The 14,394-nt window shown below is 66.6% G+C and carries 13 protein-coding genes; 4 read left to right on the top strand and 9 right to left on the bottom strand.

What is annotated here, in order from left to right; translation table 11 throughout:
- Positions 1–70: 70 nt before the first annotated feature.
- Complete coding sequence (locus tag FB547_RS27720) at positions 71–985, bottom strand: LysR family transcriptional regulator (protein ID WP_145746846.1); 915 nt, start codon at positions 983–985, stop codon at positions 71–73.
- Positions 986–1,113: 128 nt separating this feature from the next.
- Here FB547_RS27720 and FB547_RS27715 point away from each other — a divergent pair, with 128 nt between their 5' ends.
- From FB547_RS27715 to FB547_RS27700, 4 genes are read left to right on the top strand one after another with little or no spacing between them, the layout of a single operon-like run.
- Positions 1,114–2,379 (top strand): aromatic ring-hydroxylating dioxygenase subunit alpha, encoded by a 1,266-nt coding sequence (locus FB547_RS27715; RefSeq protein ID WP_145746845.1) that lies wholly within the window; start codon positions 1,114–1,116, stop codon positions 2,377–2,379.
- Position 2,380: 1 nt separating this feature from the next.
- Positions 2,381–2,851, top strand: coding sequence for an aromatic-ring-hydroxylating dioxygenase subunit beta (locus tag FB547_RS27710; RefSeq protein WP_145746844.1), 471 nt, complete (start codon positions 2,381–2,383; stop codon positions 2,849–2,851).
- Positions 2,852–2,859: 8 nt separating this feature from the next.
- Positions 2,860–3,177, top strand: coding sequence for a non-heme iron oxygenase ferredoxin subunit (locus FB547_RS27705; RefSeq protein WP_145746843.1), 318 nt, complete (start codon positions 2,860–2,862; stop codon positions 3,175–3,177).
- Positions 3,178–3,181: 4 nt separating this feature from the next.
- A complete protein-coding gene (locus tag FB547_RS27700) occupies positions 3,182–4,399 on the top strand; it encodes an NAD(P)/FAD-dependent oxidoreductase (RefSeq protein ID WP_145746842.1) in 1,218 nt (405 codons plus the stop codon).
- 57 nt (positions 4,400–4,456) lie between these two features.
- Here the strand turns inward: FB547_RS27700 and FB547_RS27695 are convergent, their stop codons facing one another.
- The 8 genes from FB547_RS27695 to FB547_RS27660 form a co-directional block, all read right to left on the bottom strand.
- A complete protein-coding gene (locus FB547_RS27695) occupies positions 4,457–5,824 on the bottom strand; it encodes a sigma-54-dependent transcriptional regulator (RefSeq protein WP_145746841.1) in 1,368 nt (455 codons plus the stop codon).
- Positions 5,821–7,656 carry an ATP-binding protein gene (locus tag FB547_RS27690; RefSeq protein ID WP_145746840.1) on the bottom strand — a complete coding sequence of 612 codons (1,836 nt, stop codon included), beginning with the start codon at positions 7,654–7,656 and terminating at the stop codon, positions 5,821–5,823. The genes FB547_RS27695 and FB547_RS27690 overlap by 4 nt, the downstream gene beginning before the upstream one ends.
- Before the next feature lie 110 nt (positions 7,657–7,766).
- Positions 7,767–8,522: an acetoacetyl-CoA reductase gene (gene phbB / locus FB547_RS27685; RefSeq protein WP_145746839.1), complete on the bottom strand. Its 756-nt coding sequence runs from the start codon at positions 8,520–8,522 to the stop codon at positions 7,767–7,769.
- 69 nt (positions 8,523–8,591) lie between these two features.
- On the bottom strand, positions 8,592–9,977 hold the full coding sequence (locus FB547_RS27680; RefSeq protein ID WP_261380421.1) for a dicarboxylate/amino acid:cation symporter: 1,386 nt from the start codon (positions 9,975–9,977) through the stop codon (positions 8,592–8,594).
- 400 nt (positions 9,978–10,377) lie between these two features.
- Complete coding sequence (locus FB547_RS27675) at positions 10,378–11,415, bottom strand: L-idonate 5-dehydrogenase (RefSeq protein ID WP_145746837.1); 1,038 nt, start codon at positions 11,413–11,415, stop codon at positions 10,378–10,380.
- A gap of 21 nt (positions 11,416–11,436) precedes the next feature.
- Entirely contained in the window at positions 11,437–12,717 is a 1,281-nt protein-coding gene (locus FB547_RS27670; protein WP_145746836.1) for a TRAP transporter large permease, read from the bottom strand.
- A complete protein-coding gene (locus tag FB547_RS27665) occupies positions 12,714–13,295 on the bottom strand; it encodes a TRAP transporter small permease (protein ID WP_145746835.1) in 582 nt (193 codons plus the stop codon). Before FB547_RS27665 ends, FB547_RS27670 begins: the two co-directional genes overlap by 4 nt.
- A 35-nt stretch (positions 13,296–13,330) precedes the next feature.
- Positions 13,331–14,359 carry a TRAP transporter substrate-binding protein gene (locus FB547_RS27660; protein WP_145746834.1) on the bottom strand — a complete coding sequence of 343 codons (1,029 nt, stop codon included), beginning with the start codon at positions 14,357–14,359 and terminating at the stop codon, positions 13,331–13,333.
- Positions 14,360–14,394: the final 35 nt, after the last annotated feature.

Genomic DNA, 14,394 nt, shown 5'->3' with positions numbered 1-14,394 from the left:
GTCCTGTGGGAAGGGTCCGATGATAGCATCGGAGTCGTTTAGTGAACGTACGTACATTCAATGGAACGCTTCAGCCGGGAACACCCTCCGCGTGAAGCCGCACGATCAAGGCGCGCAGCCACGCCACGGCGGGGTCCCGGTGATACCGGCCGTGCCAGAACAGGCTGATCGCAATCTCGGGCAGCCTGGCCGGATGGCGCACATAGGACAGGCCGAACGGACCGGCCAGGGCCTGGGCGAGCCGCTCGGGCACCGTCGCCACGAGGTCGGAGCCGTGCAGGATATGGCCGACCGCCACATAGTGCGGCACCGTCAGGACGACCTTGCGCACGATCTTCTTGCGGCTGAGAAGCTCATCCGCCTTGCCGTGGCCGGTTCCCTCCGAGACCACGACCACGTGATCGGCCTTCGAGAACTCGGCCAGCGAGATCTGGCGCTTGTCGAGCGCATGGCCCCGGCGGAACATGCAGACGTAGTGCTGCTTGAACAGCCGCCGCTGGAAATAGCCGCTCTTGAGCTGCGGCAGCAAGCCGATGGCCAGGGTGACGTGGCCGGATTCCATCTCGTCCTGGAGATTGACCGCCGTGTTGCGAACGGTGCTGATCGAGAGCCCCGGCGCCACGCGCGCCAGCTCCTTCATCAGCTTGGGCAGGAAATAGATCTCCCCGATGTCGGTCATGCCGATGGTGAAGGCGCGCGTCGACGTGGCCGGCTCGAACGAGCTCCGCTGGTTGATGGCGGCATGGATCGTCTGCAGGGCGCTCGCGGTCGGCGCGGCCAGCTGCTCGGCGAAGGGCGTGGGTTCCATGCCCTTGGGCGTTCGAAGAAACAGCGGGTCGTCGGTGAGCTTGCGCAGGCGCGCCAGCGCGTTGCTCACGCCCGGCTGCGAGAGGCCCAGACTCGCCGCCGCCTTCGACACCCGTCGGTCGATCAGCAGCTGGTTGAACACCACCAGCAGGTTGAGGTCGATGTCCTTGAGCTCCACCGCGTCTCCATTCGCGAAATCTATATGAATTATTCGGCACATTCTATTGAACGATAGGCTCGAACTGCCGATCATGGGGAACCACGAGACGAGCGGCCCGGGCGACGCGGCCGCACAGGAGACAAGACATGGACGACACATCGGCCGTTTTCCCGCAGCAGATCCGCTGGGAAGACGAGGGCACGAGCCGCATTCCCTTCATGGCCTACACCGACACCGGCCAGCACCGGCGCGAGCTCGAACGCCTTTTCTACCGGGGCCACTGGTGCTATGTGGGCCTGGAAGCCGAGGTTCCCGAGGTCGGCGACTTCAAGCGCACGGTGATCGGCGAGCGCTCGGTGATCATGGTCCGGGATGCGGAAGGCTCCATCAGCGTGGTGGAAAACGTATGCGCGCACCGGGGCATGCAGTTCTGCCGCGAGCGCCATGGCAACCGCAAGGCCGGCGGGTTCACCTGTCCCTATCACCAGTGGAACTACTCGCTCGGCGGCGACCTGCAGGGCGTGCCCTTTCGCCGCGGCGTGAAGCAGGACGGCAAGGTCAATGGCGGAATGCCGGCCGACTTCAAGCCGGCCGAGCACGGCCTCAACAAGCTCAAGGTCGCCACGCGCGGCGGCGTCGTGTTCGCGTCCTTCGATGCACAGGTGGAATCGCTCGAGGACTTCATGGGCCCGGAAATCCTGGGCTACTTCGACCGGCTGTTCAACGGCCGCAAGCTCACGATCCTCGGCTACAACCGCCAGCGCATTCCCGGCAACTGGAAGCTGATGCAGGAGAACATCAAGGACCCGTACCACCCGGGCCTGCTGCACACCTGGTTCGTCACCTTCGGGCTCTGGCGCGCCGACAACAAGTCGGAGCTGAAGATGGACCGCCATCACCGCCACGCCGCGATGATCTCGACCCGCGGCGCGAGCGGCAAGGCCGACCAGGTCACACAGGTGTCGAGCTTCAAGGAAAGCATGAAGCTCAACGACGACCGCTTCCTGGACATCGTGCCCGAGCCGTGGTGGCGCGGCCCGACGGCGGTGATGATGACGCTGTTCCCGAGCGTGATCTTCCAGCAGCAGGTCAACAGCGTCTCGACCCGGCATATCCAGCCGAGCGGCCCGGGCGCCTTCGATTTCGTCTGGACACACTTCGGCTTCGAGGACGACGACGACGCGATGACCTTGCGGCGCCTGCGCCAGGCCAATCTCTTCGGACCGGCGGGCTTCGTTTCGGCCGACGACGGGGAGGTGATCGAGCTCTCGCAGAAAGGCTTCGAGCAGAAGCCCTTCCACCGCACGCTCGCCGAACTCGGCGGACGCGAAGTCGGCGACACGGACCACATGGTCACCGAGACCCTGATCCGGGGCATGTACGAATACTGGCGCAAGGTCATGGAGGCTTGAGATGAACTTCCAGGACTACTTCGAGCTGACCCAGCTCTACGCCCGCTACGCCCAGGCGGTGAGTTCCGGCCAATGGGAACTCTGGCCGGAATTCTTCACGGACGACTGCAGCTACCGCCTGCAGCCGCGCGAGAACCACGAGCGCGGCTTTCCGCTGGCCACGCTGTCGTTCGAAAGCAAGGGCATGCTGAAGGACCGCGTCTACGGCATCCGCGAGACCCTGTTCCACGACCCCTACTACCAGCGCCACGTGGTCGGGACGCCGCTCGTGCTGAAGGCCGAGGCGGACCGCTTCGAGTGCGAGGCCAACTACGCGGTGTTCCGCACCAAGCTGTCCGAACTCTCGAGCGTCTTCAGCGTGGGCCGCTACATCGATGTGGTCGTGCGTACCGCCGAGGGGCTGAAGTTTGCCTCGCGCCAGGTCATCTACGACAGCGAAATGATCCCCAACTCCGTCATCTATCCCCTCTGAGGCCAGCCATGAGCGATTCCCAATGGACCGAGGCCGCAGCGGTCGACGAAGTACCCGCCGACGATGTCGTCGGCATGCAGGTCGGCGGGCGCGACATTGCGCTGTACAACGTGGACGGCCAGATCTACGCGACCGACAACGTGTGCACCCACGGCCATGCGCGCCTGTGCGAGGGCTTCCTCGAAGGCCACGAGATCGAGTGCCCGCTGCACCAGGGCAAGTTCGACGTGCGCAATGGAAAGCCGACCTGCGCGCCCGTGACCGAGGCGATCCGCGCGTACCCGGTGAAGATCGATGCGGGCCGGGTGTTTCTCTCGCTCGGTTGAACTCATGAATACCGAAACCATCGCCATCGTGGGCGCCGGCCAGGCCGGCGGCTGGGCCGCGCAGACGCTGCGCAGCGAAGGTTTCGCGGGGTGCGTGGTGCTGGTCGGCGACGAGCCGCATCGTCCCTACGAACGCCCGCCGCTGTCCAAGGCGGTGCTCGCCGGGGACGCGCATGCGGACACGACCCACCTGCTGAAACCGGAAGCCTTCGATGCGCTTCGCATCGACTGGCGGCCGAACGTCGGCGCGACCTTCATCGACCGGGCCGCGAAGCAGCTCCACCTGACGCGTGGAGCGCATGTTTCCTACGACAAGCTGATTCTCTGCAGCGGCGGCCGGGCGCGCCGCCTGGATATCCCGGGCGCGGACCTGCCCGGCGTCTTCAGCTTGCGCAGCATCGAGGATGCGGCGGCGCTCGGTGCCGCGCTGTCGGCCGGCAGGCGGCTGCTCGTCGTCGGGGGTGGCTGGATCGGACTCGAAGTGGCCGCCACGGCCCGCAAGAAAGGCATGGAGGTAACCGTCGTGGAAGCGATGGGCCGGCTGTGCGAGCGCACCGTTCCGCCGGAAATCTCCGGCTACCTGCTGCAGCTCCACATCGCACATGGCGTCGATGTCCGGCTCGGCACCGGCATCGAACGCCTGGCGCAGAACGCGCGGGGCGGTCTCACGGCGTCATTCACCGATGGGCGCGAGATCGAATGCGACGCGGTCCTTGTCGGCGTCGGCCTGGTCCCCAACGACGAGCTCGCGCGCGAGGCTGGCCTGGCATGCGATGGCGGCGTGCTGGTCGATTCGCAGTGCCGCTCGTCCGATCCCGACATCCTGGCCGCGGGCGACGTGGCTGCATGGCAGTGCGAATGGGCGGGGCGCCGGATGCGGCTCGAATCGTGGCAGAACGCCCAGGAGCAGGGCATTGCCGCTGCGCGCGCGGCGCTCGGCATCGCGGTGAACCACCAGCCGCTGCCCTGGTTCTGGTCGGACCAGTACGAGGTCAACCTGCAGATCTTCGGCATGCCCACGCCGGCACACGATGTGGTCGTGCGCGGCGACCGCAATTCCGGCAGCTTCGTGATGTTCTTCCTGGATGCCGGCAAGGTCGTTGCGGCGCTGGGGCCCAATGCCGCGCGCGACCTGCGCTTTGCGCGGCGGCTGATCGAGCGGCGCACCCGCGTCGATGCGGCGCAGCTCGCCGACCTGCAGGTGCCGCTCGCCAAGCTTTGAGACCGCGGTCCTGGTCTCTGTGCCGGGCGATCGCCAAGGCCCGAGCCGCCCCGCCGGTTACGGGGACTTGAACTCTTCCGCCGCGATGCCGAGCTTGCGCAGCTTGTCGTGCAGCGTCTGCCGTGCGATGGCGAGCGAGGCCGCCGTGGCCGGCTGGTCGCCCTGGTGCTTGCGCAGCGCCTCGACGATCACCGCGCGCTCGAAGGATTCCACCTGCTGCGGCAGCGCGCGCGGCAGCGCCGGCAAGCCCTCGCCGGTGCCGCGGGTCTGCGTCAGGCGCTCGCCGAGCAGGCCCAGGACGAAGCGGTCGGCCACGTTGCGCAGCTCGCGCACGTTGCCCGGCCACGCGTAGGCCATCAGGTCGGCCAGCTGGGCGTTGGTGGGCAGCGGCGCCGCACGCCCGTAGCGGCTCGCGGCCAGCAGCGTGAAGTGCTCGAACAGCAGGGGAATGTCTTCGCGCCGCTCGCGCAGCGGCGGCAGCTCGATGAAGGCGACGCCGAGCCGGTAGTACAGGTCGGCCCTGAACTTCTGGCGGTCGCTCATGTCCTTCAGGTCCTCCTTGCTTGCGGCCACCACGCGGCAGTCGAAGGCAATGGCCTTGTTGGAGCCGATGCGCTCGATGCTGCGCTCCTGCAGCGCGCGCAGCAGCTTGATCTGCACGGCCATCGGCATGCTCTCGATCTCGTCGAGGAAGAGCGTGCCGCCGTTGGCATATTCGAACTTGCCCACGCGCACGCGGTTGGCGCTGGTGAAGGCGCCGGCCTCGTGGCCGAACAGCTCGCTCTCGGCCAGCGCCTCGGGCAGGCCGCCGCAGTTGAGCGGAACGAAATGCTGGCGGCGGCGTTCGCTGTGCTCGTGCAGGCAGCGCGCGACGAGTTCCTTGCCGGTGCCGGTTTCGCCGTAGACCAGCACGTCGGCCGAGGTTTCGGCGAGCGTCATCACGGTGCGGCGCACCAGCTGCATCTGGGCCGACCGTCCGATCAGCACCGACTGGATGCCGTTCCAGTTCTCCAGCGCATCGCGCAGCGCGCGCACCTGCAGCGAAAGCTGCCGGCGCTCGATGGCGTGGCGCACGATGGCCACCAGCCGCTCGGAGCTGAAGGGCTTCTCGATGAAGTCGTAGGCACCCTCGCGCATGGCCTGCACCGCCATCGCGATATGGCCGTGGCCGGTGACCAGGATCACGGGCAGCTCGGCATCGATGCCGTGCAGCTCGGGCAGCCATTCGGCGCCGCTCAGGCCTGGCAGGCGCACGTCGCAGACCACGATGGCCGGCACGCCGAAGCTGATGTGGCTGCGCGCGCGTTCGACGCTCGCAAAGGATTCGACCTCGAAACCGGCCAGGGTCAGCACCTGGGTCGTGCTGATGCGGACGTCTTCGTCGTCCTCGACCAGCATCACCCGGATGGCAGGGGCTTCGCTCACTTGTTGATCACTCCTGTGGGGGTGGGAATAAGAACGGCCTGTACGGCGGCCGGAAGGTCGGCGATGAAGGAGGCGCCGCCTTCCGGCAGGTTGGCCGCACGCAGCGTGCCGTCCATGGCGCGCACCAATTGTGCCGAGATCGCGAGCCCGAGCCCGAGGCCCGTGCCGGCCGGCTTGCTGCTGACGAAGGGCTCGAACAGGCGCGGCAGGATGTGGGATGGAATGCCCGGTCCGGTGTCGTTCACCCGCAGCAGCACCCGGCCCTCTTGCGGCCGCGCCTCGAGCCGCAGCCTGCGCCGGGGCGAAGCCTGCATGGCGTCGATGGCGTTGCGCATCAGGTTGACGAGCACGCTGCCCAGCGCGGCCTCTTCGGCCATCACGCTCAGCGCCGCGGGCTGCACGTCGACTTCGATGGCGACGCCGTTCTTCTTGATGGCCTCGGCCACGATGGCCTGCGCGTCGGCCACGGCTCGCGCCACCGGCACCGCCGCGAGCGGAAGTTCGCTCTTGTGCGCGAAGGTCTTGAGCTGCGAGGTCAGGCGCGCCAGGCGGTCGACCATGTCCCGGATGCGCTGCAGGTTGCCACGCACGTCGTCCAGGCGGTTCTTGTCGAGCAGGATGGCGGCGCTCTCCGAGAGCGTGCGCATCGCGGTGAGCGGCTGGTTCAGTTCGTGCACCACGCCGGCCGACATCTGGCCCAGCGCCGCCATCTTGCCGGCATGCACCAGCTCGCCCTGGGCGGCGCGCAGCTGTGCGGTGCGCGCCACCACGGTCGACTCGAGCGTGTCGTGCGCCGCCTGCAGCGCCGCCTGGTTGGCCAGTTTCTGCCGCACGGCGCGGCGGCGCTGCCACAGCGTCACGGCCACCAGCAGCAGCACCGCCATTGCAAGGCTCGCGGTGATGGCGGCGTTGCGCGCGCCCACGCGCACCGGCGCCAGGTCGTCGAGCGCCATCAGATGCCACGGCGCACCGCGCAGCGAGCGCGTGGAGGCCAGCTGGTCGATGCCGTCGAGCGCGATGACCCTCACATCGCGCGCCAGCGTCTCCTTCAGCGTCCATTGCAGCGGCTGCAGGCCGGCCTCGCCGTAGGGGCGCGAGCGCTGCACCTCGGCCCGCTGCTGGGCGTCGAGCGGCAGCATCGGCCGGAACTTGAGGTCTTCGCGGGTGGCGAGGATCACCACGCCGCGCTGGTCGATCAGCGCCACGTCGCCCGGCAGCTTGCGCCAGGCGCGTTCGGATTCCTCCAGGTTCACCTTCACGGCGACCACGCCGCGCGAGGGCTGGTCGCGGCGCAAGGCATACGAGAGGTAGTAGCCGGGCTTGCGGCTGGTGATGCCGACGCCGTAGAAGCGGCCCTTGCCCTGCCCCAGCGCATCGATCACGTAGGGCCGGAACGACAGGTCCTGGCCAACGGTGGTGCCGGGCCGGTTCCAGTCGGAAGCGGCCAGCGAGGTGCCGGCCGCGTCCAGCACGTAGAGCATTTCTGCGCCGGCGGCGGCGTTGACGCCGTCGAGGTAGCGGTTGACCGCATCGCGCAGCGGTGCATCCGAGGGCGTGCCGAGCAGTGCGGGGACGATGGGCGTCATCTCCAGCAGCGCTGGCAGATACTCGAAACGGGCCAGGTCGGCATCGAGCCCTGTGGCAAGCATGTCGAGCCGGTGGTCGGCCGCCTCGCTCAGCCGCGCGAGGCCGTTCTGCATGGCGAAGTGATGCCCCGCAAAGGCGGCCGCGGCCACCAGCGCCAGTGCGCCGCACCAGCGCGGCAGGCCGCGCCACCGTCTCGGGCTGTGGGAAGGCAAGTCGAAGTGCAGTGCCGGCTGCCGTGGAATCATGAACCCGTTATTGCACAAGGCCGTGAACGCCGCATCAGTGGCTGCCCGGTGGCGGGTGTCACGGACGGTTTCATCCAGGCCCAGGGCGGGTTCGGGCACGGCGTCATCGGTCACTGCATGTGCTGGCCGCCGTTGATGGCAATGTTGGCACCGGTCACGAAAGCCGCCTCCTCCGATGCGAGATAGATGATCAGCCCCGCCACTTCCTCGGGCTTGCCGAGGCGCCCCACCGGGATGTGCGGCAGGATCTTGCTGTCGAGCACTTCCTTTGGAATGGCAGTGACCATCTTGGTGCCGATGTAGCCGGGCGATATGGTGTTCACCGTCACGCCCTTCTTCGCCACTTCGAGTGCCAGCGCCTTGGTGAACCCGTGCACGCCGGCCTTGGCGGCCGAGTAGTTGGTCTGGCCGAACGCGCCCTTCGAGCCGTTCACCGACGACACGTTGATGATGCGGCCCCAGCCCCGCTCCACCATGCCGTCGGCCACCTGCTTGCTCATGTTGAACAGGCTGTCGAGGTTGGTGCGCAGCACGGCGTTCCAGTTGATCTGGTCCATCTTCTTGAAGGTCATGTCGCGCGTGATGCCGGCGTTGTTGACCAGCACGTCGACCGGGCCCAGGGCCTCCTGTACCTGGCCCACCGCCCGTGCACACGAGTCGTAGTCGGCCACGTCGCAGGGAACGGCCAGGATCTGGTAGCCGCGCGACGCCATCTGGGCCACCCATTCGGCGTGCGACTTGTTGCCCGGCGAGTAAGTCACCGCGAGCTTGTAGCCCGCATCGACCATCTTGGTGGAGATCGTCTCGCCCAGGCCGCCCATGCCGCCGGTGACCAGGACCACGTGTTGCTGCTTGCTCTCGCTCATCTGCTTTCTCCTTGGTGCGTTGTGTGACAAGAAACCCGTTCAGGCGCGTTCCACCGCGAGCGCCACGCCTCAGCGCGGCTGGGCCACCGGCATGTGGGTCTCGACCTGGTCCAGCACCGCTTCGGGCGCGTCGGCCTCGGCCGGGGTCTCGTTGTCCAGCATGCGCTTCATGCGGACGGTGTCCAGGTCATTGGTCCACTTGGCGACCACCACCGTGGCCACGCCGTTGCCGATCAGGTTGGTCAGCGCGCGGGCTTCCGACATGAAGCGGTCGATGCCCAGGATCAACGCCAGGCCCGCCACCGGCACGTGGCCGACGGCCGAGAGCGTGGCCGCCAGCACGATGAAGCCGCTGCCCGTGACGCCCGCCGCACCCTTCGAGGTGAGCAGCAGCACGGCCAGCAGCGTGAGCTGCTGCGTGAGCGTCATGTCGGTGTTGGTCGCCTGCGCGATGAACACCGCCGCCATCGTCAGGTAGATCGAGGTGCCGTCCAGGTTGAACGAGTAGCCCGTGGGCACCACCAGCCCGACCACCGACTTCTTCGCGCCCAGATTCTCCAGCTTGGCCATCATGCGCGGCAGCACCGACTCCGAGGACGACGTGCCCAGCACGATCAGCAGTTCTTCCTTGATGTACTTGATGAACTTCCAGATGCTGAAGCCGTGCGCCCGCGCAATGAGCCCCAGCACCACGAAGATGAAGAACAGGCAGGTGGCATAGAAGGTGGCCATCAGCTGGCCCAGCTGCAGCAGCGAACTCACCCCGTACTTGCCGATGGTGAAGGCCATGGCACCAAAGGCGCCGATGGGCGCGACCTTCATGATGTAGCCCACGATCACGAAGAGCACATGCGAGCCCTTCTCGATCACGTCGAACACCAGCGTGCCGCGTCCGCCGAACTTGTGCAGCGCGAAACCGAACATCACCGCGATCAGCAGCACCTGCAGGATCTCGCCCTTGGCGAAGGCGTCGACCACCGTGCTGGGGATGACGTTGAGCAGGAAGTCGGTGGTGCTCTGCATCTTTCCGGGACCGGTGTAGGCCGCGATGCTCTTGGCGTCGAGCTGGCTCACGTCGACGTTCATGCCGGCGCCAGGACGCACGATGTTGATGATGACCAGCCCCACCACCAGCGCGATGCTGCTCACGATCTCGAAGTACAGGAGCGCCAGCCCGCCGGTCTTGCCGACCTTCTTCATGTCTTCCATGCCGGCGATGCCCACTACCACCGTGCAGAAGATGATCGGCGCGATGATCATCTTGATGAGCTTGATGAAGCCGTCGCCCAGCGGCTTCATCGATGCCCCGGTGTCGGGATAGAAGTGCCCCAGCAACACCCCGAGCACGATGGCGGTGATGACCTGGAAGTAGAGCGATTTGTAGAAGGGCTTGGGGGCGGCGGATGGTTGGTCCACGGGAGTCTCCTGGAAAATTTCAGACGCTGGCGGCGTCATGGTGTCGTTCATGGCCGCATCCTCGTCAGGCCGCATTGCGGTGCGAGTTGGCATCGACGTTGGGCGTGAGCGCGTCAACCCATTCGCCGGTGTCCGGGGGGTCAAGGTCACCCATGGTGCTCATCGGTTTGTCTCCTGTGTCATGTCCGGGACCTGCATCGGGCGATGCGGCCGGCCCTGGTACAGAGCAATCGATGTGCCACGCGGCGCGCGGCGCGCGGGGCCCGCTAAGTCGTTGATTTCAAGGGGAACGAGGCGGGAATGAAACGGAGGGCCTGACGACGATCCGGATGCGCGGCGACGAGGCTGTCCGAATCGCCGGACCGGTGATTGGGGTAAACCCTGAAGCCGTCCCGGCGGAACGGTTCATCTCAGGGCGGCAGGTTCTGCGGGCTGCCGCTCAGTCGAAGTTCAGCAGCACCTTCATTGCCTGCGAGCGATCCGCCGCCAGCGCGAAGGCGCGTGCGGAGTCGCGGTACGACAGCGTGGCCGAGATCAACGGCTTCACATCGACCAGCCCCTTGTTCAGCAGTTCGACTGCCGTGGCGAACTCCTGGTGGAAGCGGAACACGCCGCGCAGGTCGAACTCCTTGGCCACGATGGTGTTGATCGGCAGCGTCATCTCGCCGCCGGCGAGGCCCAACTGCACGATGATGCCGCGCGGCCGAAGCACCTCGAAGGCGCCGCGCAGCGCGCGCTCGTTGCCGCTGGCCTCAAAGAGCACGTCGAACTGGCCCTTGTCGGCCGCGAAGCGTGCGAGACCTCCCGGCTCTTCGGCGATATTGATGACCTCGTCGGCACCGACCTTCAGTGCTTTGCTCAAGGGATGCGCACCCATGTCCGTGGCCACGATGTGCGCCGCGCCGGCACGCCGGGCGGCGATGATCGCGAGTGCGCCGATCGGCCCGCATCCGGTCACGAGCACCTTGCGGCCGAGCAGCGGCCCGGCGCGCTGAACGCCGTGCAGCGCCACCGACAGCGGCTCGGCCATGGCGCCCTCCCCGTCGCTCAGATGGTCGGCCAGCAGATGGGCCTGGTGGGTGTCGATCACGATCTGCTGCCGGAACGCGCCCTGCACGTGCGGATTGCGCATGGCGCTGCCGTAGTAGCGCATCTCCAGGCAGTGGTTCTGCAGACCCTCCTGGCAGAAGCGGCACAGACCGCAGGGACGGCTCGGGCTGACGGCAATGCGCTGGCCGGCTGAAAAGCCGCTCACACCGGGCCCGACGGCCTCGATCGCGCCGGCCACTTCGTGCCCAAGCACCATCGGCTCCTGGATGCGCACGGTACCGAAGCCGCCGTGCTGGTAGTAGTGCAGGTCGGAGCCGCAGATGCCGCCGCAGCGCACGCGCACGCGCAACTGCCCCGCGCCGAGTTCGGGTGTCGGAATCTCTTCGACGCGCAGGTCGCCGGGGGCGTGAATGACAAGGGCTTCCATCTCGATTTTCCTTTCAGCGATTCAGCGGGTCATCATCTTCAGCGGCCACATCACGATCTGTGGGAAGACGACCAGCAGGAACATGACGAGGGTCTGCGCGATCATGAAGGGCATGACGCCTCGGATCGCGCCGCTCATCGGGATCTTGGCGACGCCGCAGACGACATTGAGCACGGTGCCCACGGGCGGCGTGACCAGGCCAATGGCGTTGTTCATGATGAACAGCACGCCGAAGTACACCGGGTCGATGCCGGCCTGCTTGAGCACCGGCATCAGTACCGGCGTCATGATGAGCACCGTGGGCGTGAAGTCCAATGCCGTGCCGACCACGAGCACCAGCAGCATCAGCACGAAGGTCAGCAGCATCTTGTTGCCCATCAGGGGTTCGACGAGATCGGCAAGCTGCTGCGGAATGTTGGCCGTGGTGATGAGCCAGGCCGAGACGCCGGCCGCCGACACCAGGAACATGATGATCGCCGTGGTTTCCGCGGCGCGATAGAAGAGCCGGAACAGCGCCGCCGGCTTGATCTCGCGGTAGACCACGAGGCCCACGAACAGCGAATACACCGCCGCAATCACAGCCGCCTCGGTGGGGGTGAAGAGGCCGACCTTGAGTCCGCCGACGATCACGATCGGCAGCACCAGCGCCCAGAGCGCGTCGCGCGTGGCGGTCCGGCGCTCGGCCATCGTGCGCTTTGGCTCGACCTTCACCGTGTCGCGCTGGATCGACCAGCGCCAGGCCAGCATGATGGCCAAGCCCATCATCACGCCGGGCACGATCCCGGCGATGAAGAGCTTGGTGATCGACACGCCGCCGGTGACGCCGAACAGGATCATCGCGATCGAAGGCGGGATGACCGGCGCGATGATGCCGCCGCAGGCGATCAGGCCGCAGGAGCGGTTGACGTCGTAGCCGGCGTTGCGCATGAGCGGCACCAGCACCGCGGCCAGTGCTGCGGTATCGGCCACCGCCGAACCCGACAGCGACGCCATGATGATCGCCGCCACGACCGCGACATAGCCCAGCCCGCCCCGGACGTGGCCCACCCACGACATTGCCATCACCACGATGCGCCGCGTCATGCCGCCTGCGTTCATGAACTCGCCGGCCAGCATGAAGAAGGGCACCGCGAGCAACGGGAAGCTGTTCGCGCCGTCCCACATGTTCTGGATCACGATCTGCGGATCGGTGAACCCCGTGTAGTACATCATGGCCAATCCGCAGCCGATCAACGCGAACGCGATCGGCATTCCCAGCGCCATGAACCCCAGCAGCGAGCCGATGAAGACGAGGATGGTCATGGCCTGGCTCCCGAACGCGCCTGCTGCCCGACCATCTCGCGCTCGGCTTCGAGCGCCTCGCTCATGCCCTCCTCGTGGACGTCGATCAACTCGCCTTCTTCGACCTTGCCGGCCACGAGCCGCACCAGGTTCGACAGGCAGATCAGGCCGATGGCGCCGCCGGTCAGGTAGCTCACGCCGAACACCCACAGCGTGCTGATCTGCGCAACGGGCGAGGAAGTTCCCGCAATGATGTCGTGCTGCAGCCAGGTGCCGTAGACGATATAGCCGCAGCACACCAGCATCACCGCCTGGCTGATGCCCCAGCAGATTCGCCGTCCGAGCGCGGGCAGCGCCCGCACCAGCATGTCCACGCCCAGGTGCGCGCGGCGCCGCATGCCCACGATCGCGCCGAGGAAGGTCATCCAGACGAACGCGTAGCGCGGAATCTCTTCCGAAAGGTCGATGCCACTGTTGAAGAAGAGCCTGAGGATGACGTTGCCGAACACCATCGCGAGCATCACGACCATGCACAGGACCATCACGATTTCGAGGCCGCGCGTGAGCGCGTCGGCGATTGCCTTGAGGGGTTTTGCCATTGTCGGCTCCGTAGGGGGTGCTCGGAAGAGCCGGCTTACTTCGCGGCGGCGCGTGCCTTGGCGATCTCGTCGTAGAAGCCCTTGACGAAGTCCTCGCCGATGGCCGCCGAATACTTGGCGACGACCGGCTTCACCTTCTCCTGGAGGCGGGCGAGTTCGGCCGGGCTCATCACGTTGACGGTGACCCCTTCGCTCTTGAACTTGGCGATCACGTCGGCGTTGCCTTCATCGAGCAGCTTGCGCTGGTAGAGGCCGGCTTCGGCGGCGGCTTTCCTGACACCTTCCTTGTCGGCGGGCGGCAAGGTGTCCCAGAACTTCTTCGAAGCCACCAGCGCCACCGGCGTATAGACGTGGTTGGTCACCGAGATGTACTTCTGCACTTCCTGCATCTTGTTGGCATACATGTGCAGCAGCGGGTTCTCCTGGCCGTCCAGCGCCTTGATTTCCAGCGCCGGAAAGACCTCGGCGAAGGCCATCGGCACCGCGTTGGCGCCGATGGTCTTCCAGGTGTCGAGTGCGACGGGGTTGGCCATGACGCGCACCTTCAGCCCGCTGACGTCTTCGAGCTTGTTGACGCTGTGCTTGCTGTTGGAAAGATTGCGAAAGCCCATCCCCGTCCAGGTCAGGCCCACGAGGCCGGCCGGCTCGACCTTCTCGAAGATCTTCTTCGACGAAGGGCCGTCGAGCAGTGCGTACGCCTCGCGGTCGTTCTGGAACATGAAGGGCAGGTCCCAGACCTGCACTTCCTTGATGCGCGTGGACAGCGGTGCGAGCGTGCCGATGTAGAACTCCTGCGTGCCGGCCTGCACGGCCTGCAGTTCCTTCTCGTCGCTGCCCAGCACGCCGCTCGAGTAGGTCTGGATCTTGACGTTGCCCTTGGTGTAGGTGCCCGCGAGCTCCGCGAACTTCTTCATTGCGACCGCCTGTGGATGGCTGTCGGGCATGGCATGGCCGAGCTTGGCCTTGATCTCCGCGAACGCGCCCGTCGAGGCGAGCGAGAGCGCCGCGATCGCCGCCACGGCGAGGCTGCGGCGGGTCGGCAGGGAAATGCGTAGGATGTTCATGCTGTGTCTCCGCTTGTCGGTGGGTGTTGTCGAAT

Origin of the sequence: Variovorax beijingensis (assembly GCF_007828835.1) — a bacterium.
Lineage (GTDB): Bacteria > Pseudomonadota > Gammaproteobacteria > Burkholderiales > Burkholderiaceae_C > Variovorax > Variovorax beijingensis_A.
The sequence above is the reverse complement of the archived record's forward strand: the minus strand, read 5'-3'. Positions and strand labels throughout refer to the sequence as shown.

Excerpts from the sequence above, each read along its gene's own strand:
- FB547_RS27680 (WP_261380421.1), bottom strand. The coding sequence starts at position 9,977 with ATGACGCCGCCAGCGTCTGAAATTTTCCAGGAGACTCCCGTGGACCAA.
- FB547_RS27715 (WP_145746845.1), top strand. The coding sequence starts at position 1,114 with ATGGACGACACATCGGCCGTTTTCCCGCAGCAGATCCGCTGGGAAGAC.
- phbB (WP_145746839.1), bottom strand. The coding sequence starts at position 8,522 with ATGAGCGAGAGCAAGCAGCAACACGTGGTCCTGGTCACCGGCGGCATG.
- FB547_RS27660 (WP_145746834.1), bottom strand. The coding sequence starts at position 14,359 with ATGAACATCCTACGCATTTCCCTGCCGACCCGCCGCAGCCTCGCCGTG.
- FB547_RS27705 (WP_145746843.1), top strand. The coding sequence starts at position 2,860 with ATGAGCGATTCCCAATGGACCGAGGCCGCAGCGGTCGACGAAGTACCC.
- FB547_RS27670 (WP_145746836.1), bottom strand. The coding sequence starts at position 12,717 with ATGACCATCCTCGTCTTCATCGGCTCGCTGCTGGGGTTCATGGCGCTG.
- FB547_RS27710 (WP_145746844.1), top strand. The coding sequence starts at position 2,381 with ATGAACTTCCAGGACTACTTCGAGCTGACCCAGCTCTACGCCCGCTAC.
- FB547_RS27665 (WP_145746835.1), bottom strand. The coding sequence starts at position 13,295 with ATGGCAAAACCCCTCAAGGCAATCGCCGACGCGCTCACGCGCGGCCTC.
- FB547_RS27675 (WP_145746837.1), bottom strand. The coding sequence starts at position 11,415 with ATGGAAGCCCTTGTCATTCACGCCCCCGGCGACCTGCGCGTCGAAGAG.
- FB547_RS27700 (WP_145746842.1), top strand. The coding sequence starts at position 3,182 with ATGAATACCGAAACCATCGCCATCGTGGGCGCCGGCCAGGCCGGCGGC.
- FB547_RS27690 (WP_145746840.1), bottom strand. The coding sequence starts at position 7,656 with ATGATTCCACGGCAGCCGGCACTGCACTTCGACTTGCCTTCCCACAGC.